Raw genomic sequence first — 20,921 nt, forward strand, 5'->3', positions numbered from 1 at the left:
TTTAAACCGCATACGGGTCTGGATAACCCATCGCGGCGAGAATCTCCTTTTCTTCATCTTCCATGGCTTCGGCATCAGCGTCGTTTTCGTGATCCCAGCCCTGCAAATGCAGCATACCATGCACCACCAGATGGGCGTAATGCGCTACCAGCGGCTTGTTCTGCTCACTGGCCTCGCGCGCCACCACCGTCGGACAGATGACCAGGTCACCCATCACCAGCGGTTCGGTGTCGTACGGAAAAGACAGCACGTTGGTCGCGTAGTCCTTGCCGCGATACTCGTTGTTCAGTGCCTGGCCTTCGTCGGCATCGACCAGGCGGATGGTCACTTCGCCACCGCCGACCAGCGCGGCGCGCGCCCAGCGGACAAAATCCGCCCGCAAGGGTAAGCCCTCGCGGTTACAGGCATATTGCACGGAGAGATTAAGACGTTTGCTTGGATTCATAGGCGGCAACGATGCGGGCGACCAACGGGTGGCGCACGACATCTTCCTTCTGGAATTCGGTAAAGGCCAGGCCGCGGACATTCTGCAGGATGTCGCGCGCTTCGCGCAGGCCGCTCTTGTGACCCTTGGGCAGGTCGATCTGGGTGATGTCGCCGGTGACGACCGCCTTGGCGCCGATGCCGATGCGGGTCAGAAACATCTTCATCTGCTCCGGCGTCGTGTTCTGCGCTTCGTCGAGGATGATGAAGGCGTGGTTCAGCGTGCGGCCGCGCATGAAGGCGAGCGGCGCGATCTCGATGGCACGCTTTTCGTAGAGCTTGCTGACGCGGTCGGCGCCCATCAGGTCGTAGAGTGCGTCGTAGAGCGGGCGCAGATACGGGTCGATCTTTTGCGTCAGGTCGCCGGGCAGGAAGCCGAGGCGTTCGCCGGCTTCAACCGCCGGCCGGGTCAGGATGATGCGTTCGACCAGGTCGCGCTCGAAGGCGTCGACGGCACTGGCGACGGCGAGATAGGTCTTGCCGGTGCCGGCCGGGCCGATGCCGAAGGTGATGTCGTGCTCCTGGATCGCCTTCAGGTAGGCGACCTGGCGCGGCGTGCGACCGTGCAGGTCGGTCTTGCGTGTGATCAGCTGCGGGCCGTCGGTGATGCTGCCCGGCGTGATGCGCCGGACCGGGCCGTTGGTGAATTGGACCAGGCCGAGCTGGATTTCATCGACCGACAGCGGCTGGCGCGCCATGCCGTAGAAGTGGCGCAGCGCGTCAGCGGTCAACTGCGCTTTTTCGCCCAAAATGCTGAAGCGCTCGTTGCGCCGGCGAATGACGACATCGAAGCCGGTTTCGATCTGGCGGATGTTCTCGTCGAGCGGGCCGCACAAATTGGCCAGCAAAACGTTGTCGACCGGGGCGAGTGCAAACGCCACCGGCTTCTGCTTCGGGGCGGGTTTGGCGGCTGCCGCCTTGGTGCCGCTACTCTTCGCGGATGACAATTTCGCCCCTCAAGGTATGCGACAGCACGCCGGTGATGCGGACATCGACGAAGGTGTTGATCAGACGGGGATTGCCGCCGAAATTGACGATGCGGTTGTTGTCGGTGCGTCCGGCCAGTTCGTGTACGTCTTTCTTCGACGTACCTTCGACCAGCACGCGCTGGATGCTGCCGACCATGGCCTGGCTGATCACCTGCGACTGCTCGTCGATGCGCTTTTGCAGGCGCAGCAGACGCGCCGACTTGACCTCGGTCGGCGTCGTGTCTTCCATCTCGATCGCCGGCGTGCCGGGGCGCGGACTGTAGAGGAAGGAGAAGGAACTGTCGAAGCCGACATCCTCGATCAGCTTCATGGTCTTCTCGAAGTCCTCGTCCGTCTCGCCGGGGAAGCCGACGATGAAGTCCGAAGAAATCGAAATCTCCGGGCGCGCTGCGCGCAGCTTGCGGATGATCGACTTGTACTCGATGCTCATGTAGCCGCGCTTCATCGCCGCCAGCACGCGGTCGGAACCGGCCTGCACGGGCAGATGCAGGTGCGAGACCAGCTTGGGCACGGTGCGGTAGGTGTCGATCAGGCGGTCCGACATCTCGCGCGGATGCGAGGTGGTGTAGCGGATGCGCTCGATGCCGGGAATCTCGGCGATGTATTCGATGAGCAGTGCGAGGTCGGCCTTCTCTTCGCTGCCTTCCATGTCGCCGCGGTAGGCATTGACGTTCTGGCCGAGCAACGTGACTTCGCCGACGCCGTTCGCAGCCAGGTCGGCCACCTCGGTCAGGACGTCGTTGAACGGCCGGGAAACCTCGCCGCCGCGCGTGTAGGGCACGATGCAGAAGGTGCAGAACTTGGAGCAGCCTTCCATGATCGAGACGAAAGCCGAAGCGTCCTTGATCTCGGACGGCGGCATCGCGTCGAATTTCTCGATTTCCGGGAAGGAGACATCGACCGCCGCCTTGCCGCTGCTCTTGCGGTCGGCAATCAACTGCGGCAGGCGGTGCAGCGTCTGCGGTCCGAATACGATATCGACGTAGGGCGCGCGCGCCACGATGGCGTCGCCTTCCTGGCTGGCGACGCAGCCGCCGACGCCGATCACCAGGTTCGGGTTGAGCTTTTTCAGGTGGCGCACCCGGCCCAGGTCGTGAAAAACCTTCTCCTGCGCCTTCTCGCGCACTGAGCAGGTGTTGAACAGGATGATGTCGGCTTCTTCCGGGTTGTCGGTCTTGACGATTTCCTCGGAGGCGTTGAGCACGTCGGCCATCTTGTCCGAATCGTACTCATTCATCTGGCACCCGAAAGTGCGGATGAACAATTTTTTTACCATGGATAAACTACTTTGCAATCAGGGGTTACCGGCGCAGCGGATGGCAACCGGGAAAGGTCGCCATTATAACCGAGCAAAACTCGTTGACCGGATAACGCCGCCCAAACTATAATCCGCGCCCTTGAAGCGTGGTGATGTAGCTCAGTCGGTTAGAGCGATGGATTCATAACCCATAGGTCGGCAGTTCGATTCTGCCCATCACCACCAACAGATACAAGCAAAAGCCCAGCCCTCACCGGCTGGGCTTTTTGCTGTCTGGTGAATTTCTGGTTCTGGTCAGGTCGGGCGCGATCCAGTTTGGTCCTGTTTCGGCAAGGTGTGAATAGGGTTCGATTCCCATTGCCCGCTCCAGATAAATTTTTCGCAGGTTGTTGATTTGCAAAAGAAAAATCCAACCGAGACCGGTTGGCTTTTTTGTCGTCTGGTCAATATCTGGTCAGAGCCAGATCAAGCGCTTTCCACACCGATCTAGCTCAGGCTAAGTGATTTCAGATCGTGGCGAACTTCAAAATCCCGTTTTCGTCGTTTGCAGGTACAACCTGGACATCGATCATGACGAGGTCGTCACGAATTTCGGTGAACGCATCGTAGGCATTGGTACCAGCCTGCGGTGCGGTGACCGGGAAAAGAACGTCTTCTGGCAAGGCATTGCGCTTACGTAGGCGACGTACTTTGTCTACCCATTGCCCGCCGTGGTTCAGTATCTTGGTGGTGTCACCCTGCGCTAAGTAAAGCGGCTTGATGATCCGTTGCGCTTTGCCTTCAGCCATTAGTACGAAGGGGAAGTTTACGGCGAAATCAGGAGTGCCGATTTTCTCGCGCTGATACTTGGTGCCCATCTGTTCACGGAAAAGCAGTTTGCGGACCGTGCTTTCCAGCAGGCGCTCTTGATATTCCTTGGTGACAAAATTGCGTTCAATGTAATGATCAAACAGTTCCCCAAGCTTTTCCTTGGGGTTGTCGGCCAGCACTACGCGTTGCTCGGCAAACTGCAGCATCGCTTCTCGGGGGCGGACGAGCTCGGTAAAAAGATTTCGGGCAAGTTGAATATCCGGCCGAGTTTTGCGGCCATCCAATGCCAATCTACGCAACTCTCCGGCAAAACGGTCTAGTTCTTCCTTAAAAAGCCCCTTGCCATCCAAGTAAACCTTGCGGTCAAGCTGGTGGAAAAACCGGGTAATGTGACCGTAGTGTTTCAATAGGCGGAAACCGAAAAAGCGTGCCTCGGGCGCTATCATAACGATACCCACATTGGCGAACTCGCCCGTTTCAACGAACGGACGAAAGCGCAGCAGGGCATATTGGCAGGCAAACTTTTTCACGGTGTATCCCAAAAATCTTTCCGGTGGCAGCGTTCCAGACAAGTAACGATTTCATCCCAAGTCACATCGGCCGGGACGCCTTCGTCAACAAACCACCAAGAATCGGGGATGTTAACACGGATATCTGGCAACTTGGCTAAGGCAGCAACCAGCTTGGTTCTGTACCGGTCTCGTTCGACATGATCACTGAAAACCTGGTTCCAGTGGTCGGCAAAAACATGGGAGGCCAGGAAGTTTTCGATGTTGAAGTCCGGATCAAAAGCCTGATTGTGGTCGATCACCACAAGGCCACCTGCCTGCATATCCCACAGCAGATTGGGGTTGCCGCCGCGCTCAGTAAGGTGTCGATCCTCGTTGTGCACCCACCAATCGAAGACCAAGATATCCGTTGCATGTTCCGGGGAGACCAAGTTCCGCGTTGTTACGGTCAACTCCTGCGGGTGCGACAATTCCCGCGAAGCGAACACAATGCCACACCCTAGATCGTTGATCTCCGGAAATATCTGTGCATCAACCAATTCAATTGGAACTTCGGCCAAGGCATATTCAGCGATAGGTAGACCAAAGGCAGTCGCCAGCTGGGCGGCAACCCATTCGCATATCTGACTGCGCCGGCCAGCGCCTTTGCCCTTGGCGTAATACAGGACGCCGTCATCACCCCGGCAGACAAAAGGTCGGGTAACGCCCTGTTCAGAGCGTCGCAAAATTTCCTCGATGACGACGGTAGGTTCGCTCACGTCAGGCAGCCTCCAAAGCTGATTCGATCAGAGTATCGGACAATTTGGCTTGATGCTGACGAGCGCTGGCTAGGTCGGCTTTCAAGTTATCGCATAAAGCCATCATCTCATCGACTTTGGCGACGATGCGATGTTGTTCGGCCGCAGGTGGAACTGGAATGCGCATATTTCGAAGTATGGTTCCATTAACGTTCGCCTGACCGCACTGTTGTTTGAGGTGCGGGACAATTTCAGTCTCTCTGAACATTGGGGAATTCATCACGAAGTTCAAAAAGCAGGGCGATACCAACCCATTTGCGCAACGAATACGGATCAAGTACGACGCAAATGAGTATTGCTGTGCTGGCCCGCGAAAAATCCCTGTCTTTCCAACCAACTCTGCGCTGTTGGTACGGTTGTATAGAAGGTCGTAGCGCTCCAAAAACAGGTACGGTAACCCTTCCGTTGTAACTGGTATTGCTTTCTGACCGCCAAGGATAACGTTGCCGGCCTGAATGTCGCCCATCTTGAGTACGGGGACCCCCTCAGTCGCAGGAAAGGTCTTTTCTGATAGTCCGTAGTCGGTCTGGATTGCGTAGTTTCCGATCCGTTCCCACGCCCAACTTTCTGGAACGTCAAACGGCTGCTCATCCTCGCCAATCGGCGGCATCAACTTTGATTTTTTGCAGATGCCGTCGGTCTCTAATCGCGCTCGTTCATCCGCAATCTGCTTGAGCAGTTCGTTAGCTGGTTCGTCGTTGGAGTCTTGCGGCACCAGTTTGCCCATCACCGCCAGTTGCAGCACAGTCTGCTTGAGCGCACCGATGCTGGCTTCGGTGGTGAACAGCGCGTCGAAGTGGCCGGCGAGGCGTTGCCAGTTGGCGGCGAGGTCGGTGGCGTCGGTGCTTTGGGTGAGCGTGCCGAGCAGGGTTTCGACGAGTCGGGCATGAGCGGTGGCAGTATCCATCTGCTCGGCCTCTAGCCGGTCGCAGAGGGTCATCAGTTCATCGACTTTGGCGACGATGCGGTGCTGTTCGGCGAGCGGGGGGATGGGAAGTGCAATGGTCTTTAAGTGTCCGGTAGAAACCCTAAACCGCGTTGCACCTTTGCCATAGCTTTCGACTTGCTCCCGAAATGGCTTGGCGTTAATGGCGAGAACGAAGTAGTCGCTACAGGTTCCCTTCATCGGGCGAAGGATTGCTACGTCAACGACAGTTATGGCTTTCTGATCCAGCCCCGGGAAAATGCAAGCGCGACCGATTGGGTTTGGCAGGCGAGCGACGAGGATGTCGCCAGGAACGATTTCTGTGCAGTTCAGACGAGAAAACGTTTCATCATTTACGAATCTCGCTGACTTGTTCTTGAATTCGCCAACACCAACGTCAGCGAGTTGAACGAGACGAACGTTTCCGTTGACGTCCTGATCCTTGCTCTCAATCCAATCACCGTCTGCTATTGGAAGTGGCGCAACGGAATCAAGCCGTGCCCACTTCCAACCATCCCGCAACGTAAACGGCTGTTCATCAGCACTAGCCGGTGGAACACACTTTGATTTTTTGCAAACGCCTTCCACCTCCAGTCGTGCCCGCTCCTTGGCAACCAGCCTGAGTAATTCGCTCGCGGGCTCGTCGTTTGGGTCTTGCGGCACCAGCTTACCGCGTACCGCCAATTCCAGAATCAGCCCACGCAGTTTCTGAATCCCATTAGGCGCCGAGGCCAGCAGCGGTAGATGTACACTCAACATCACGCTCACCCCTTGTCCTCCAGTGCGGCGGCTAGAACGGCCTTCAACTGATCACGGGTGGCCGCGATACGTTGTTGCAACAGGGTGTATTCGGCTAGCAGTTCATCCGGGTCGTGGCTTACCTGATCCGGGCTATGCGGATTCTTTATGTCGAGGTTGTAGTTGCGCGCCTTGATGTCGTCAGCGCTGACTTTCCAAGCGTATTCGTTCTCGACACGGTTATCCCACCAAACCTTCTCCGCAGCGAACTCCTCGAGACGCATCGGCTTGGTCTTGTTGTAATTCTTTACACCCGGCGGGTAGGGGTGCTCGTAGAACCAGACATCCTGCGTTGGCGTACCCTTGGTGAAGAAGAGCAGATTGGTCTTGATGCCGGTGTAAGGGGCAAAGACGCCGTTGGGCAGGCGGACGATAGTGTGCAGGTTGCAGGTAGTCAGCAACTGTTCCTTGATGCGGGTCTTGATGCCCTCGCCGAACAGTGTGCCGTCAGGCAGCACCACGGCAGCGCGGCCACCATCCTTGAGCAGGTGCATGATCAGCACAAGAAACAGGTCGGCCGTTTCGCGGGTGCGGAAGTTGGCCGGGAAATTGGTTTCGATGCCATCTTCTTCCATGCCACCGAAGGGCGGGTTGGTGACAATCACATCGACCCGATCCTTGGGGCCGTAATCGCGCAGCGGACGCGATAGCGTGTTGTCGTGGCGGACGTTGGTCGGAACATCGATGCCGTGCAGGATCATGTTGGTCGTGCAAAGCAGGTGTGGCAGCGGCTTTTTCTCGACGCCGAAGATCGATTCTTGAAGCATTTGCTCTTGTTCGACTGTTTTGACGTGCTGCTTGCGCACCGTTTCAATCGCACAGGTCAGGAAGCCGCCCGTACCACATGCAGGGTCGAGGATCTTTTCGCCAAGCTGCGGGGCAACCATATCCACCATGAACTGCGTGACCGGACGCGGCGTGTAGTACTCGCCAGCATTCCCAGCATTTTGCAGGTCGCGCAGAATTTGCTCGTATAGGTCGCCGAACAGGTGACGATCCTGCGCCTTGTTGAAGTCGATGCCTTCGTTGATCTTGTTGATGACCTGCCGGATCAGATGGCCGGACTTCATATAGTTGTAGGCGTCCTCGAAGACACTGCGAATGACGAAGCCACGCTGGTCGTTGTGCAGTGGTTGCAGGTCTTTGAGTGTCTTGAAGAGCTGGTTATTGACGAAGTCGAGCAGATCGTCGCCGGTCAGACCTTCCGGGTTGGCCGCCCAATTCCGCCAGCGCAGCGCCTCTGGAATGGGCGAGAAGTAGTCGTCATTTAGGAGTTCGTACTCGGTTTCCTTGTCGTCGTAGATCTTGAGGAAAAACATCCAGACCAACTGGCCAATACGCTGGGCGTCGCCATCGACGCCGACATCCTTGCGCATGATGTCTTGGATGGATTTGATCGTGCTGCTGATAGACATGGGAGATTCCGATTAACCGTACAGTTGTTGTTCTAGTTCATGCACTGCCTGGAGATAGGCAGGTTTGCCACCGAAGGACTTGATCAGCTCCGGCGCCGTACCTAGACGTGAGAAAGGATCGAGGGTCAGGATTTTAATGTCTTCGATGCTCTCGATGCCGGCATCCGCGTACTTATCAAGCAAGGCGCTCAAAACTGCACGGGCCTGATCGCCATACTTGGTGAAAACGTCGCGTTTCTTGACCTGTTCAGCCCGTTCCTTACGGGAAAGCGCAGGACGGTCAAAAGCGACATGGCAGATCAGATCAAACGGGTCGAATTCCTTGCCGTACTTTTTGCCAACCTCTTCTGACAGGGCTTCAAGGAGTACTCCTTGGGCCTCAAGCTCTTCAAACAGGACCTGCTTCTTGTCTGTGCTATTCCAGCGGCGCAGGAAGTCATCCAGCGAAGCGTATTCCTTGCGCACCGCATTGCGTGTGTAGTCCTTGAGCGATTCCGTGATCAGCTTACCGTCCGGGCCGTAGTATTGAACCCGCTCAGCGACGACATAAACGGTCACTTCACCCCCAAGCACGTATTTGATTCGACCTTCTCCCTCACCTAACGGCGGTAGGCCGGGAGGTTCCGGTTCACCTTCGCCATCACCGGGTAAGCCTTCATCACCCGGTTCATCTGGCGGTACGGGCGGCTCTTCCGGACCCGGCTCAAACACCTGGACAGGATCGCCATCGAAAGCAGGGTCCGCGAAAAGCTCGGTCGCCTTCTTGAAGTCCATGATGGTGAACCAGTACTTGCCGAAGTCCTCGTTGATCCGGGTACCGCGGCCGATGATCTGCTTGAATTCGGTCATCGACTGGATGCGCTGATCAAGCACTATCAGCTTGCAGGTCTGGGCATCTACGCCGGTCGTCATCAGCTTGCTGGTGGTGGCGATGACCGGGTAGCGGCTTTCCGGATCGATGAAGTTGTCCAGTTCGGCTTTGCCTTCCTGCTCGTCACCCGTAATCCGCATCACATACTTGCGGTTTTCTTTGACGCGTTCCGGGTTCAGATTGACCAGGGCCTGCCGCATGCGCTCGGCGTGATCGATGTCTTCGCAGAAAACGATGGTCTTGGCGAACGGGTCCGTGGCCTTCAGGAACTCGGTGATCTTGCGGGCAACCAGTTCGGTGCGCTTCTCAAGGACGAGGGTGCGGTCGAAATCCTTCTGGTTGTAGATACGATCTTCAATGATCAACCCGTGCTTATCGACTTGCCCCTTGGCAGGCCGCCAGCCTTGCATGTCCTTGTCGATATCGATGCGAACGACCTTGTAGGGGGCGAGGAAGCCGTCATCGATGCCTTGCTTGAGCGAGTAGGTATAGACCGGGTCGCCGAAGTAATGGATGTTGGATACATCCTTGGTTTCCTTTGGGGTCGCTGTCAGTCCAACCTGCGTGGCCGCTGAAAAGTAATCCAGGATGTCACGCCAAGCCGAATCCTCGGCAGCGCTGCCCCGGTGACACTCATCGATGATGATCAGGTCAAAGAAGTCCGGGGAGAACTGCTTGTAGATGTTCTTTTCTTCTTCATTGCCAGTGACTGCCTGATACAGCGACAGGTAGATTTCATACGCCTTGTTGGCCTGGCGCTTCTCGATCTTGGTCATGGCCTGACCAAACGGCTTGAAGTCATTGGTCCGGGTCTGATCGACGAGGATGTTGCGGTCAGCCAGGAACAGGATGCGTTTCTTTACCTTTGATTTCCACAAACGCCAGATGATCTGGAAGGCGGTATAGGTCTTGCCGGTACCCGTCGCCATGACCAGCAGAATGCGATTCTGCCCCCGTGCTACTGCTTCGACAGTGCGATTGACGGCAGTAGCCTGGTAGTAACGCGGTAGACGGCCTGAACCATCGTCGTAGTAGGGCGTTTCAACCGTCGTGACCGCGTCGCCGGACAAACCTTTCCATGCGCAATAGCGCTGCCAGAGTTCGGCCGGGGAGGGGAAGTCCGCTAGCGTCAGCTCGGTTTCGGTCGTCGCCGCATTGCCGGTACGGTCATGAAACAGGAAGCCATCGCCGTTGCTGGAAAACACGAAGGGGATGTCGAGTGTTTCAGCGTAGTCCAATCCTTGTTGCATGCCGGCACCAAGGCTATACGTCTGATCCTTAGCCTCGATCAGGGCAATGGGCTGGTTAGGGCGGAGGTACAGAACGTAGTCTGCTCGCTTGCCTTTACCCCGGCTGTGCAGCTTGCCACGAACGATGATCCGGCCCTTGGTAAAGCTGACTTCTTCACGAATTTGAGTTTGCAGATCCCATCCGGCAGACACTAAGGCCGGGGTAATGAATTTGCTGCATACGTCGCGTTCGGAAAGCTTGGACATGACTGTTCGTTCGGTTCGTGGGGTGAAGCAGGAATGATAAAGGAATTAAATAGAAGGGGAGGAATTGAAGGTGTGCGTCCGCCACCTCAAGTGAGGTTTTCCACTGCCATAAGCACCTGCAGAAGAATCCCGCCTTCCCCCAAAGGGGGAAAGCGGGATTCTGGAGTAGTAGCCTAATCAATCCTTGGCGGTGGCCGTCGCGCTGATCAAGCGCTTACGAAAAAGTGTTTTGCGCGCTGTTGGCTCAGCATTAGGCGTGGGGCTAGATGGCGTTGTCGCCCGGCCATGCTGCCGCGCCGCCAGCCAGTCCTCAACGACACCCACGTCATAGCGGATTGTGTGTCGGCCGATCACCAGATGCGGCGGCAACTGCCCTTCACCCCGGGTGCGCAGGCGTTCGATGGTGGAAACCGATAAGCCCAGCCGTTTGGCGAGCCAGGAAGTGGATTGCAAGGTGTTAGGGGTCATGGGGTCCTCCAAGGTGACAAAGCAGGTATCTACCGGTTTGTTTCGACAAGGGCCGACGTCAGAGGCCACGGTTTCAGGCCCATATCATCCCTTTGGGAGCACCCCGCCAGCGCTGGCCGGCATTTCGATCAGCGGTCATCACCTAACTTCATGAGGTTCGCCATGTTTTCCAATCTTGTACCCGTCGTGATCGATGCCGTCTGGCCCGACCACATTGAAATTGAGTTGCGCATCGAGATTCAGCGCTAAGCCACCTACCCGCCAACGCCCTACAGAAGCCCGTGATCCTCAGCGATCACGGGCTTTTCTGTTTATGAGGCCACGAAAGGACGCATATCATGAGCAATATCACCGTCTATCTGCATCTCTCAACCCAGACCGCACCCAAGACCAGCCTGAACGCGCAGGGCGGCATTGTCTACGCCCTCCTGAAGGACGAGGCTTCCACCGAAATCTTCTTCACCTTCCTGGAAAACCAAGGTGGGTCCGGTTACTTCGGCCGCGAGATTATTCCGTTCGCCAACATTACCGCTTGCCTGACCGGCGCCGACCTCAAGCAGACCATCCCGGCCAAGCGCTTCCTCAAGGCTTTTTCGGTATCACGCTCAGTCAATAACGGCGGCTTCCTGTGCGCCTGCCCTTGCCCCATGCCACGCCGGCGGCTTGGCTCCCTTGGATCCCAGGAGGGGGGCAACTCACGGTTGGCGATAAATGGCCCAGAAGCTTTTGCCTAAGTACTCATCGCGCGGGCCATTCCAAATGTCTTTGCCCCCCACCGAGATGTGTAGATTCTCCAGATTGATAATTGCTGGCCCCAATGAGGTTGAGCAGGACACGTGAACGGTTTGCGTGAACTGGCCGCCTACGGAGTTGATTCGCGGCGTGTTGGCGTTGCAGTTTACGTTGTGAATAAAATCTTCAAAGACATCAATCCTGGTTTGCATGAATTTGTTGGTTGCTTCGCGTAGTTGCACCTGTAGCCCTTTTCCCGCAAATTGCTGGCTGTAACGCACGTCTTCGAAATAGGACATCCAGATGTACATCGCATACCCTTTTTGTATGCCACACAACGATGCTCTGTTTGCGCCGTTCATGTACTCCTGCTCCAGTTGTTGATACTGCGAGGCAAGTCCGGTGAAACGACTCCAGTTGCGATTCAAGAACCCCCTGCACGCAGGATTATCGAAACTGAATGGAGCTTTTTTCTCCAGATAAGCCAGTTCAGCCCTGTATGCCCTGTCGGGGCTATCCGGTGCAGCTATGGCGCTTGCAGAAACGGTGGCCACAATCGCAAATTTCAACAAGTGATTGATTGCATTATTCATTTCGCTATTTTCACAAAATATACAAATAATCGACAATTATAACAAAATCACCATTTTGTTTTCGGCGCGAGAGATCGAAAGAGAGTCGGTATCTGTGCCTATTCGCTGCGGACTTTAACGACGTCGAAGATGATGTATTCAAGCAGCTCAATAACAAGCCGGCGTGGTAGTGGCTTTGGGGATTACGAGAGTGGGGCGCTCGTTGTATTGAGGCTCACAAACGAAGCTTCAACTGTGGCTTGTCTCCAGGGTTTTATGCCGCATCTATCTGATTTTATTGTTTATTGATCCCTGGCTTCAGATTTTGCCCATGGCCACCAGAAATGCAAAAAGCCCGCTGACGAATCAGCGGGCTTTTTCGTTTGCGTGCGATCAATCGCTGCCGGGTGTTCCCGATTGCGACAGGCAGGCGAAGTAGAGCATGGTCCATTGTTGTTGCCACTGGGCCAGCGGTTCGCGGGCAAAGCCGCTGCGTGCGTATTGTTCCCAGCGGCCGACAACGTAGCAGCGCAGCAGGTTGGCGAGGGCGCCGAAGTCGGCGTCGGCCTTCAGGTTCTCCTGGGTGGCGGCGATGCGCAGGGCCAGCTTGAGGGCGGCTTCGACTTTGTCGAGCAGGGCGTTGATGCGTTGTTGCAGGCGCTCGTTTTCATTGACCAGCGCGTCGCCGATCAGGACGCGCGTCATGCCGCGGTTTTTCTGGGCAAAGCGCAGGAGCAGGGCGATGATCTGTTCGACCTGCTTGAGGCCTTCACTTTCGTCGGTGGTGATCTGGTTGATGACGCCGAACAGGCTTTGTTCGATGAATTCGATGAGGCTTTCGAACATCTGCGCCTTGCTGGCGAAGTGGCGGTAGAGCGCGGCTTCGGAGCAATCCAGTTTGGCGGCGAGGGCGGCGGTGGTGATCTTTTCCCCTTTCGGGGTTTCGAGCATGCCGGCCAGGGTTTGCAGGATTTGCAGGCGGCGTTCGCCGGGTTGGATTGCCATGTTTGCCCCCAGATCTGTTTTGGTTTTGGTCAGAAAATTATAGTCGACCGCTGCGCGCCGGCAACTCCAATACGGACCTGATTTTGATGTCTACAAAAGGCGATTGGCGTAAGCCAGCGCTCACCCACACAGTCTTCATGCCGAGTTTCTTGGCGGTGACCAGGTTGGCCAGGCTGTCTTCGACCATGATGCATTGCCGGGCCTGCAGGTGTTCGGCACGGAGCAGGGCGTGAAAGCCGCTGCGCATCGGTTTGGGCCGGAAGCCCAGGCTCTCGACCGAATAGGCAGCGTCGAAATGGCGCCACAGGCCGGTGATCCTGAGTACGGCGTCCATGTAATGGCGCGGCGCATTGGAGTAGATGATCTTGCGCCCGGGCAGGCGGCGCAGGGCGTGCAGCGTCGCCGGCTGGAAGACCAGTTTGGCGGCGAGGTCGGGGAACTGATGCGTCTCGCGCAGGAAGTGGTGCGGGTCGATCGGGTGGTGCCGGATCAGGCCGAGCAGCGTGGCGCCGTAGCGTTCCCAGTAATGCTGGCGGATCTGGTTGGCGGCCTGGCGGTCGAGGCCGAGATGGCGTTCGATGTAATCGCGCATCGCCCGGTTGATTTGCGGAAAGATGTGCGGGCTGGCGTCGTGCAGCGTGTTGTCGAGGTCGAACAGCCAGGTCGGATTATTCATCGGGCGCATGGAAAAAAAGCCCGCAGGGCGGGCTTTTGGATGGTGGCGGTCAGCACTCAGTGCGACTTGATCATCGTGCCGACGCCGTGGTCGGTCAGGATTTCAAGCAACAGCGCGTGTTCGACGCGGCCGTCGATGATGTGCACGCCCTTGACGCCATTGCGCGCCGCGTCGAGCGCCGAGCCGATCTTCGGCAGCATGCCGCCGGACAGCGTGCCATCCTCGACCATTTCGTCGATTTGCTTGGGCGTGATGCCGGTGATCAGTTCGCCTTCCTTGTCGAGCACGCCCGGCGTGTTGGTGAGCAGCACCAGCTTTTCCGCCTTGAGCACTTCGGCGATCTTGCCGGCGACGACGTCGGCGTTGATGTTGTAGGTCTCGCCATCCTTGCCGACGCCGATCGGCGCAATGACCGGGATGAACGAGCCCTTGTCGAGGTGGTCGATCAGGGTCGGGTCAATCGAAACGATCTCGCCGACCTGGCCGACGTCGATCAGGTCGCCCGGATGATCCTTGTTTTCCAGCATCAGTTTCTTGGCGCGGATGAAGTTGCCGTCCTTGCCGGTCAGGCCGACTGCCTTGCCGCCGGCCTGGTTGATCAGGTTGACGACATCCTTGTTGACCTGGCCGCCGAGCACCATTTCGACGACTTCCATGGTTTCGGCGTCGGTGACGCGCATGCCCTGGATGAATTCGCCCTTCTTGCCGACGCGCGCCAGCAGGTTTTCGATCTGCGGGCCGCCTCCATGCACGACGACGATGTTGAAGCCGACCAGCTCGAGCAACACGACGTCGCGCGCAAAACAGCTCTTCAGGTGTTCGTCGGTCATCGCGTTGCCGCCGTATTTGACGACGATGGTCTTGCCGTGGAAACGCTTGATGTAGGGCAGGGCTTCGGCCAGAACGGCGGCCTTGATGCCGGGGGAAAGGTCTTCGATGCTCATGGCGGGCTCCAAGTGGAATCGCCGCGGATTGTACAAAGAAAAAGGCCGGAACGGGGTCTGGCGTTTGCGGGTCAGGCGGTGATTGATCCTGTTCGGGCCTGGCGGCCTGGTAGCGCCAGAATGGCGTCGCGATTGCTTGCCGAGAAGCATGCGGAGGCAGCTTCCTGCCAGGGGAGCCAGCGCTGGGCGATATGCTCGCCGGGGGCGAGTTTCACGGGCTGGATGGCCGGGATTTCCAGGGAAAAGACGTGTTCGGTGTTGTGCGTGACGCCGGGGGCGTAACGGTGTCGCCATTCGGCGAAGATTTCGTAGACGTTTTCCTGCTGCCAGTCGCTGAGCTTGCCGGCGGTGGCATCGAGCCCGGTTTCTTCCATGACCTCGCGGCAGGCCGTGGCGAGCAGGCTCTCTTCGCCCTCCTGGCTGCCGGTGACCGATTGCCAGTAGCCGGGATGGGCGGCGCGCTCAAGGAGCAGGACGTCGAGGGCCGGGGTGTGGATGACGACCAGCACGGAAACCGGTCGCTTGTAGTGGCTCATGCGACGGGTAGGGGCGAGGCGCCGGGTGCCGGTGCGTCGAGCAGCAGCCACAAGGGGTGTTTGGCATCCGCAATGTGGGCGGCGCTGCTTAGGACTTCGAGCAGTGTCGTGTAGGCGTCCGGATCAGTCTTGCGCAGCGTTGTCAGGCCGCTTATCAGGACGATGCTGCCGCATTTGCCGCGCCATTCTTCATCGGCCAGGCAGTCGTGCAAGGCGTCGAAATTGGCGCCGTACCAGTCGGGGAAGGCCAGCGCCTGGCCTAGCGTGTGCAGGACCAATTCGCGAGAGCCGGCGTGGCCGAGGTCGACCGCGAGCAAGCGGCTGCCGTGCTGGCGGGCGATTTTCTCGATTCCGGGACGGTCGACCGGTAAAAAATGGAATAAACCGGAGGCGAGCGATTTTTTCGGTGCGTGCTGCGGCATCGGCTACTCCCGAATCCGGCGGAAAGTCCGGTAATGGTCGTCGGTGTAGAAATACTCGCGCTGCTCGCCGGCAATGATGCGGCGCGGGCCGCGGTCGCGGCGGCCGGGCGTTTTCACGGTGTATTCGGCGTAGTAGCCGCGCGGGCGTTGCGGCAGGAGCTTTTCGTAATTGCCGAAGACGATGCCGTCGCGGGCATAGGGAAACGGGCCGCCGGTCTTGATCAGGGTCAGCGTGCGCTGCGCTTCGTACGGCAATTCCGCCGCTTGAATCGTGTCGACCGCCTGGCTTTCACGGTTGAAGGTGAAAGCGGCTGCGCTTCCGATCGTCAGCCAGAAGACGACAAGGAGGCGCAGCCAGACTTGCATGCTGTCTTAGGCCTTGTCGATTTCGACCTGGGTTTCGACCTTCTGGCGCAGACGGATGTGCAGTTCGCGCAGTTGCTTCTCGTCGACGCCGGACGGCGCGTCGGTCAGCAGGCACTGGGCGCGCTGGGTCTTCGGGAAGGCGATCACGTCGCGGATCGACTCGGCACCGGTCATCATGGTGACGATGCGATCCAGGCCGAAGGCCAGACCGCCGTGCGGCGGCGCGCCGTACTTCAGCGCGTCGAGCAGGAAGCCGAACTTGGCCTGCTGTTCTTCCGGACCGATGTTGAGGGCGGAGAAGACCTTTTCCTGCACGTCGGCGCGGTGGATACGCACCGAACCGCCGCCCAGTTCCCAGCCGTTCAGCGCCAGGTCGTAGGCCTTGGCCAGGCACTTGCCCGGATCGCTGACCAGCAGGTCGAGATGCTCGTCCTTCGGGCTGGTGAACGGGTGGTGGCAGGCGCTCCAGCGCTTGTTCTCGTCGTCGTATTCGAACATCGGGAAGTCGATGACCCACAGCGGTGCCCACTTGGCGCCGGTGACAAAGCCCTTTTCGTGGCCGATCTTGATGCGCAGCGCGCCGAGCGCGTCATTGACGATCTTGGCCTTGTCGGCGCCGAAGAAGATCAGGTCGCCGGACTGGGCGCCGGTGCGCTCGATGACGGCCTTGAGCGAAGCTTCGGACAGGTTCTTGACGATCGGCGACTGCAGGCCGGTTTCGTTGATCTGCGTGACGTCGTTGACCTTGATGTAGGCCAGGCCCTTGGCGCCGTAGATGCCGACGAACTGGGTGTAGGCATCGATTTCGCCGCGCGTCAGCGTGGCGCCGCCCGGGATGCGCATGGCGGCGATGCGGCCGCCTTCGCTGTTGGCGACGCCGGCGAAGACCTTGAAGGCGACATCCTTGAAGGCGTCGGTGACTTCGGTGAGTTCAAGGGTGACGCGCAGGTCCGGCTTGTCCGAGCCGAAGCGGTGCATGGCTTCGGCGTAGGTCATGCGCGGGAAGTCCGGCAGGTCGACGTCGATTGCTTCCTTGAAGACGGTGCGGATCAGTTTTTCGGTCAGCGCCATGATTTCGGCCTCGCTCATGAACGAGGTTTCGATATCGACCTGGGTGAATTCCGGCTGGCGGTCGGCGCGCAGGTCTTCGTCACGGAAGCACTTGACGATCTGGTAGTAGCGGTCGAAGCCGGCCACCATCAGCAGTTGCTTGAACAACTGCGGCGATTGCGGCAGCGCGAAGAACTGGCCGGAATGGACGCGCGACGGCACGAGATAGTCGCGGGCGCCTTCCGGGGTGGACTTGGTCAGCATCGGCGTTTCGATGTCGATGAAGCCGGCATCGTCGAGGAAGCGACGGAAGGCGCGCGCCGTCTTGTAGCGCAGCATCAGGTTGTTCTGCATCTGCGGGCGACGCAGATCGATGACGCGATGGGTCAGGCGGACGTTCTCGGAGAGGTTTTCCTCGTCGAGCTGGAACGGCGGCGTGACCGACGGATTCAGGACTTCGATTTCATGGCAGAGGATTTCGATCTCGCCGGAAGCCAGGTTGGCATTGGTCGTGCCGGCCGGGCGCGGACGCACCTTGCCGGTGATCTTCAGGCAGAACTCGTTGCGGACGGATTCGGCAATGGCGAAAGTGTCGGCACGATCCGGATCGCAGACGATCTGGGCCAGGCCTTCGCGGTCGCGCAGGTCGATGAAGATGACGCCGCCGTGGTCGCGCCGGCGATGTGCCCAGCCGCAAAGGGTGACGATTTGCCCGTCGAGGGCGGCGTTGAGTTGTCCGCAATAATGGCTACGCATGAAACTTTCCGTAAGTTCTAATCAGGTGTTGGTGGTGATGCGAGCGTGTGGCGGAGGCGCCACGACACCCATCGAAATGATGTACTTGAGTGCCTCGTCGACCGTCATTTCCAGCTCGACCACGTCCTTGGCCGGCATCATCAGGAAGAAGCCGGAGGTCGGGTTGGGGGTGGTCGGGACGTATACGCTGACGTAGTCGCCATCGAGGTGATTTATGACGTCGCCGCCCGGTTGACCGGTCAGGAAGGCGATGGTCCAGCTGTTCTGGTGCGGGTAGCGAACCAGGACGGCCTTGCGGAAGGCGTTGCCGTTCGGTGAGAAGAGCGTGTCGGAAACCTGCTTGACGCTGTTGTAAACCGAATTGACGACCGGAATGCGGGCGAGCAGCATTTCCCACCAGACGACCAGCTTCTGGCCGATGAAATTGGCGGCGAGCAGGCCGGTGAGCAGGATCATGACCAGCGTCAGCACCGCGCCGGCGCCAGGAATCGGGAAACCGACCAGGTTTTCCGGGTGGACCGATGCGGGCATCAGGCGCAGGGACTGATCGAGGGTACTGACGATCATCGACAGTACCCAGCCGGTGATGACCAGGGGCACCCAGATCAGGAGCCCGGTGATGAAGTAACGTTTGATCAGTTGGCCACGCACGACGAGCAGCTTCCTTCCCCGGTCTGGCAGGGCGGTGCGGCGTCAGCTTTCTTGCTGCCGCCCTTGAAATCGGTGGCGTACCAGCCGCTTCCCTTGAGCTGGAAGCCGGCGGCCGACAATTGCTTGGTGTAGCTTTCCTTGCCGCATTCCGGGCAGGTCGTGAGCTGCGGGTCGCTCATCTTCTGCAGATGTTCTTTCTGGAAGCCGCAGGAATCACAGCGATATTCGTAAATCGGCATGGGAATCCTCCAAAACCTTGAATTATAACCGAGTGCAGGGAATGCTTATATCAGGCTTGCAGCCGATATTTCAAGAGAGCATGCCGAGATAACGTTCGGTTAGTGCCGGTCCCCAGAACAGGGCGATGCCGCCGGCAGCCGCCAGGTAGGGGCCGAAAGGGATGGGGATGTTGCGGCCATGGCGTCCGAAAACGATCAGTGCAATGCCGACGCTTGCGCCGACGACAGAAGAGAGCAGGATGATGGTCGGCAACATCTGCCAGCCCAGCCAGGCACCCAGTGCGGCCAGCAATTTGAAGTCGCCGTAGCCCATGCCTTCTTTTCCGGTTGCCAGCTTGAACAGCCAGAATACCGACCACAGCGCGAGATAGCCGGCCATGGCGCCGATGACTGAAGTTGCAAGGTCGGTATAGGTTGTGTCCAGATTGAAGGCGAGGCCTAGCCAGAGCAGCGGCAGGGTGATGGCGTCCGGTAACAGTTGGGTGTCGAAGTCGATCATTGCCAGGGCGATCAATGCCCAAACCAGCACCAAGGCGCCCGCCGCCTGAATGCTCGGGCCGAAGTGCCAGACGGTATACGCAGAGAGCAATGCGGTCAGGGCTTCGATGGTCGGGTAGCGTGCCGAGATTTGCGTGCCGCAGCCGGCGCATTTTCCCTTGAGAATCAGCAGGTAGCTGATGATCGGGATGTTTTCGAGTGCCGATATCCGATGGCCGCAGGCCGGGCAGCGCGAACGGGGTTTGGCCAGCGTCAGGGGCTCGTCATCCGGTACGGGCGTTTCTCCCCTGAGTTCGGCGCACTGAGCCTGCCATTCGCGCTCCATCATCTTCGGCAGTCGGTGAATCACCACATTAAGGAAGCTGCCGATACACAAGCCGAGCAGCCCGGCGAGGAAGGTAATGATGGTGGGTAAATCTAAAATCATCCGACGACCGCACCGATCTTGAATATTGGCAGATACATCGCGACTACCATGCCGCCAATCAGCGTACCAAGAACAACCATGATCAGCGGCTCCATCAGGCTGGTCATGGCATCGACAGAATCGTCTACTTCCTGTTCAAAAAAGTCTGCTACTTTGGAAAGCATCGAGTCCAGGGCCCCGGACTCCTCGCCGATGGAGACCATCTGGGTCACCATGTTGGGGAAAATGTTGACGTTTTCCATGGCGCTGGTCAGATTGGTGCCGCTGGAAACTTCGCTCTGGATCTGTCGAGTGGCCAGTTTGTAGACGTAATTGCCGGCCGCGCCGCCGACAGACTCGAGTGATTCTACGAGTGGTACGCCGGCTGCGAACATGGTGGCCAGAGTGCGTGTCCAGCGCGCGATAACCGATTTTCGGATGATTTCACCGAATATGGGTAGACGGAGCAGAAGGCGGTCCATGACGATCTGCATTTTTTCGGACCGCCGCCAGCTTTCCAGAAAAGCATAAAATCCGCCGCCGATGATGGCAAATATCGCCCACCAGTAAGAAACGAAGAAGTCGGAAATGGCAATGACAATCAGGGTTGGAACCGGAAGGTCGGCACCAAAGCTCTTGAATACATCCTTGAAGGCTGGAATCACGAAGAGCATGATCACAGCTGTAATGATGAAGGCAACGACCAGTACGGCAATCGGATAGAACATGGCTGATTTGATCTTGCTCTTGATCGCGAGAATCTTTTCCTTATAGGTGGCAAGACGCTCCAGCAGGGAGTCAAGAATGCCGGCCTGCTCGCCCGCTGAAACCAGATTGCAATAAAGTATGTCAAATTGCAGCGGGTATTTACGGAAGGCCTGGGACAGCGAACTGCCGGTTTCGACATCCGACTTGATGTCGAGCAGGAGTTTTCCGACCGCCGGGTTGGCGTGGCCGCGACCGACGATGTCGAAGGCCTGCAGGAGCGGTACGCCCGAGCGCATCATGGTGGCCAGCTGGCGCGTGAACAGCGCGATGTCCTTTTCGGTGATCTTGCCGCCGCTCTTGAAGCGGACCTTCTTGATCTTGGCATTGGAAATGCCTTGGCGGCGCAAGGTGGTCTGGACCACGGTTTCGCTGGCGGCACGAATTTCGCCGCGCACGTTTTTCCCGTCCTTGTTCCTGCCCTCCCAGAGGAAAGCGCTTTCCTTTACGGTCCTGGCCTTGGGCCTTGCGGCAGTCGCCATTC

General features: G+C 58.2%; 22 protein-coding genes and 1 tRNA gene. 2 read left to right on the forward strand and 21 right to left on the reverse strand.

Features of this window, described 5'->3' with window-relative positions; all coding sequences use genetic code 11:
* Position 1: 1 nt before the first annotated feature.
* From ybeY to miaB, 3 genes are read right to left on the reverse strand one after another with little or no spacing between them, the layout of a single operon-like run.
* Positions 2-445 (reverse strand): rRNA maturation RNase YbeY, encoded by a 444-nt coding sequence (ybeY, locus tag KIG99_RS13380; protein ID WP_226460612.1) that lies wholly within the window; start codon positions 443-445, stop codon positions 2-4.
* Positions 423-1,364, reverse strand: a complete 942-nt coding sequence (locus KIG99_RS13385; RefSeq protein ID WP_226461829.1) for a PhoH family protein — start codon at positions 1,362-1,364, stop codon at positions 423-425. Before KIG99_RS13385 ends, ybeY begins: the two co-directional genes overlap by 23 nt.
* A gap of 46 nt (positions 1,365-1,410) precedes the next feature.
* The gene (gene miaB / locus KIG99_RS13390; protein ID WP_226460613.1) at positions 1,411-2,748 is read right to left on the reverse strand and encodes a tRNA (N6-isopentenyl adenosine(37)-C2)-methylthiotransferase MiaB; all 1,338 of its coding nucleotides are present in this window, start codon (positions 2,746-2,748) and stop codon (positions 1,411-1,413) included.
* A gap of 130 nt (positions 2,749-2,878) precedes the next feature.
* Here miaB and KIG99_RS13395 point away from each other — a divergent pair.
* A tRNA-Met gene (locus KIG99_RS13395) sits at positions 2,879-2,955 on the forward strand.
* Positions 2,956-3,236: 281 nt separating this feature from the next.
* Here KIG99_RS13395 and KIG99_RS13400 read toward each other — a convergent pair.
* The 6 genes from KIG99_RS13400 to KIG99_RS13425 all read right to left on the reverse strand — a co-directional run bounded on the left by KIG99_RS13400 (position 3,237) and on the right by KIG99_RS13425 (position 10,819).
* Positions 3,237-4,070 (reverse strand): DUF3037 domain-containing protein, encoded by an 834-nt coding sequence (locus tag KIG99_RS13400; protein WP_226460614.1) that lies wholly within the window; start codon positions 4,068-4,070, stop codon positions 3,237-3,239.
* Entirely contained in the window at positions 4,067-4,807 is a 741-nt protein-coding gene (locus KIG99_RS13405) for a HipA family kinase (protein ID WP_226460615.1), read from the reverse strand. The genes KIG99_RS13400 and KIG99_RS13405 overlap by 4 nt, the downstream gene beginning before the upstream one ends.
* 1 nt (position 4,808) lies before the next feature.
* Positions 4,809-6,530: a restriction endonuclease subunit S gene (locus tag KIG99_RS13410; RefSeq protein WP_226461830.1), complete on the reverse strand. Its 1,722-nt coding sequence runs from the start codon at positions 6,528-6,530 to the stop codon at positions 4,809-4,811.
* Between the two features lie 5 nt (positions 6,531-6,535).
* A complete protein-coding gene (locus KIG99_RS13415; protein WP_226460616.1) occupies positions 6,536-7,984 on the reverse strand; it encodes a type I restriction-modification system subunit M in 1,449 nt (482 codons plus the stop codon).
* Positions 7,985-7,996: 12 nt separating this feature from the next.
* Complete coding sequence (gene hsdR, locus KIG99_RS13420) at positions 7,997-10,351, reverse strand: EcoAI/FtnUII family type I restriction enzme subunit R (protein WP_226460617.1); 2,355 nt, start codon at positions 10,349-10,351, stop codon at positions 7,997-7,999.
* A 177-nt stretch (positions 10,352-10,528) separates the two neighbouring features.
* Positions 10,529-10,819, reverse strand: a complete 291-nt coding sequence (locus KIG99_RS13425; RefSeq protein ID WP_226460618.1) for a helix-turn-helix transcriptional regulator — start codon at positions 10,817-10,819, stop codon at positions 10,529-10,531.
* A 338-nt stretch (positions 10,820-11,157) separates the two neighbouring features.
* On the opposite strand from KIG99_RS13425, the gene KIG99_RS13430 reads away from it, so the two are divergent.
* Entirely contained in the window at positions 11,158-11,553 is a 396-nt protein-coding gene (locus KIG99_RS13430) for a hypothetical protein (protein ID WP_226460619.1), read from the forward strand.
* Here the strand turns inward: KIG99_RS13430 and KIG99_RS13435 are convergent.
* From KIG99_RS13435 to KIG99_RS13490, 12 genes are all read right to left on the reverse strand, one after another.
* Positions 11,515-12,144, reverse strand: a complete 630-nt coding sequence (locus tag KIG99_RS13435; RefSeq protein ID WP_226460620.1) for a hypothetical protein — start codon at positions 12,142-12,144, stop codon at positions 11,515-11,517. The genes KIG99_RS13430 and KIG99_RS13435 overlap by 39 nt on opposite strands.
* A 372-nt stretch (positions 12,145-12,516) precedes the next feature.
* Positions 12,517-13,128, reverse strand: coding sequence for a nucleoid occlusion factor SlmA (gene slmA / locus KIG99_RS13440; RefSeq protein ID WP_226460621.1), 612 nt, complete (start codon positions 13,126-13,128; stop codon positions 12,517-12,519).
* 37 nt (positions 13,129-13,165) lie between these two features.
* On the reverse strand, positions 13,166-13,804 hold the full coding sequence (locus KIG99_RS13445; RefSeq protein ID WP_226461831.1) for a pyrimidine 5'-nucleotidase: 639 nt from the start codon (positions 13,802-13,804) through the stop codon (positions 13,166-13,168).
* A 56-nt stretch (positions 13,805-13,860) separates the two neighbouring features.
* Positions 13,861-14,748 carry an acetylglutamate kinase gene (argB, locus tag KIG99_RS13450; protein ID WP_226460622.1) on the reverse strand — a complete coding sequence of 296 codons (888 nt, stop codon included), beginning with the start codon at positions 14,746-14,748 and terminating at the stop codon, positions 13,861-13,863.
* Between the two features lie 71 nt (positions 14,749-14,819).
* Positions 14,820-15,284, reverse strand: a complete 465-nt coding sequence (gene nudB, locus KIG99_RS13455) for a dihydroneopterin triphosphate diphosphatase (RefSeq protein WP_226460623.1) — start codon at positions 15,282-15,284, stop codon at positions 14,820-14,822.
* Positions 15,281-15,706, reverse strand: coding sequence for a barstar family protein (locus KIG99_RS13460; protein ID WP_226460624.1), 426 nt, complete (start codon positions 15,704-15,706; stop codon positions 15,281-15,283). Before KIG99_RS13460 ends, nudB begins: the two co-directional genes overlap by 4 nt.
* A 3-nt stretch (positions 15,707-15,709) precedes the next feature.
* Positions 15,710-16,072, reverse strand: a complete 363-nt coding sequence (locus KIG99_RS13465; RefSeq protein ID WP_226460625.1) for a ribonuclease domain-containing protein — start codon at positions 16,070-16,072, stop codon at positions 15,710-15,712.
* Between the two features lie 6 nt (positions 16,073-16,078).
* On the reverse strand, positions 16,079-17,878 hold the full coding sequence (gene aspS, locus KIG99_RS13470; RefSeq protein ID WP_226460626.1) for an aspartate--tRNA ligase: 1,800 nt from the start codon (positions 17,876-17,878) through the stop codon (positions 16,079-16,081).
* Between the two features lie 21 nt (positions 17,879-17,899).
* Positions 17,900-18,514 (reverse strand): DUF502 domain-containing protein, encoded by a 615-nt coding sequence (locus KIG99_RS13475; RefSeq protein ID WP_226461832.1) that lies wholly within the window; start codon positions 18,512-18,514, stop codon positions 17,900-17,902.
* On the reverse strand, positions 18,514-18,768 hold the full coding sequence (locus KIG99_RS13480) for an FmdB family zinc ribbon protein (protein WP_226442469.1): 255 nt from the start codon (positions 18,766-18,768) through the stop codon (positions 18,514-18,516). Before KIG99_RS13480 ends, KIG99_RS13475 begins: the two co-directional genes overlap by 1 nt.
* Positions 18,769-18,838: 70 nt before the next feature.
* Positions 18,839-19,693: a prepilin peptidase gene (locus KIG99_RS13485; protein WP_226460627.1), complete on the reverse strand. Its 855-nt coding sequence runs from the start codon at positions 19,691-19,693 to the stop codon at positions 18,839-18,841.
* Entirely contained in the window at positions 19,690-20,919 is a 1,230-nt protein-coding gene (locus tag KIG99_RS13490) for a type II secretion system F family protein (protein ID WP_226460628.1), read from the reverse strand. The genes KIG99_RS13485 and KIG99_RS13490 overlap by 4 nt, the downstream gene beginning before the upstream one ends.
* Between the last annotated feature and the right edge of the window lie 2 nt (positions 20,920-20,921).

Source organism: Quatrionicoccus australiensis, from assembly GCF_020510425.1.
GTDB lineage: Bacteria > Pseudomonadota > Gammaproteobacteria > Burkholderiales > Rhodocyclaceae > Azonexus > Azonexus australiensis_A.

Bases quoted from the DNA above. Each gene is read 5' to 3' on its own strand.
- ybeY (WP_226460612.1), bottom strand. From the start codon at position 445: ATGAATCCAAGCAAACGTCTTAATCTCTCCGTGCAATATGCCTGTAAC.
- miaB (WP_226460613.1), bottom strand. From the start codon at position 2,748: ATGGTAAAAAAATTGTTCATCCGCACTTTCGGGTGCCAGATGAATGAG.
- KIG99_RS13410 (WP_226461830.1), bottom strand. From the start codon at position 6,530: ATGTTGAGTGTACATCTACCGCTGCTGGCCTCGGCGCCTAATGGGATT.
- KIG99_RS13415 (WP_226460616.1), bottom strand. From the start codon at position 7,984: ATGTCTATCAGCAGCACGATCAAATCCATCCAAGACATCATGCGCAAG.
- hsdR (WP_226460617.1), bottom strand. From the start codon at position 10,351: ATGTCCAAGCTTTCCGAACGCGACGTATGCAGCAAATTCATTACCCCG.
- KIG99_RS13425 (WP_226460618.1), bottom strand. From the start codon at position 10,819: ATGACCCCTAACACCTTGCAATCCACTTCCTGGCTCGCCAAACGGCTG.
- KIG99_RS13430 (WP_226460619.1), top strand. From the start codon at position 11,158: ATGAGCAATATCACCGTCTATCTGCATCTCTCAACCCAGACCGCACCC.
- KIG99_RS13435 (WP_226460620.1), bottom strand. From the start codon at position 12,144: ATGAATAATGCAATCAATCACTTGTTGAAATTTGCGATTGTGGCCACC.
- slmA (WP_226460621.1), bottom strand. From the start codon at position 13,128: ATGGCAATCCAACCCGGCGAACGCCGCCTGCAAATCCTGCAAACCCTG.
- KIG99_RS13445 (WP_226461831.1), bottom strand. From the start codon at position 13,804: ATGAATAATCCGACCTGGCTGTTCGACCTCGACAACACGCTGCACGAC.
- argB (WP_226460622.1), bottom strand. From the start codon at position 14,748: ATGAGCATCGAAGACCTTTCCCCCGGCATCAAGGCCGCCGTTCTGGCC.
- nudB (WP_226460623.1), bottom strand. From the start codon at position 15,284: ATGAGCCACTACAAGCGACCGGTTTCCGTGCTGGTCGTCATCCACACC.
- KIG99_RS13460 (WP_226460624.1), bottom strand. From the start codon at position 15,706: ATGCCGCAGCACGCACCGAAAAAATCGCTCGCCTCCGGTTTATTCCAT.
- KIG99_RS13465 (WP_226460625.1), bottom strand. From the start codon at position 16,072: ATGCAAGTCTGGCTGCGCCTCCTTGTCGTCTTCTGGCTGACGATCGGA.
- aspS (WP_226460626.1), bottom strand. From the start codon at position 17,878: ATGCGTAGCCATTATTGCGGACAACTCAACGCCGCCCTCGACGGGCAA.
- KIG99_RS13480 (WP_226442469.1), bottom strand. From the start codon at position 18,768: ATGCCGATTTACGAATATCGCTGTGATTCCTGCGGCTTCCAGAAAGAA.
- KIG99_RS13485 (WP_226460627.1), bottom strand. From the start codon at position 19,693: ATGATTTTAGATTTACCCACCATCATTACCTTCCTCGCCGGGCTGCTC.
- KIG99_RS13490 (WP_226460628.1), bottom strand. From the start codon at position 20,919: ATGGCGACTGCCGCAAGGCCCAAGGCCAGGACCGTAAAGGAAAGCGCT.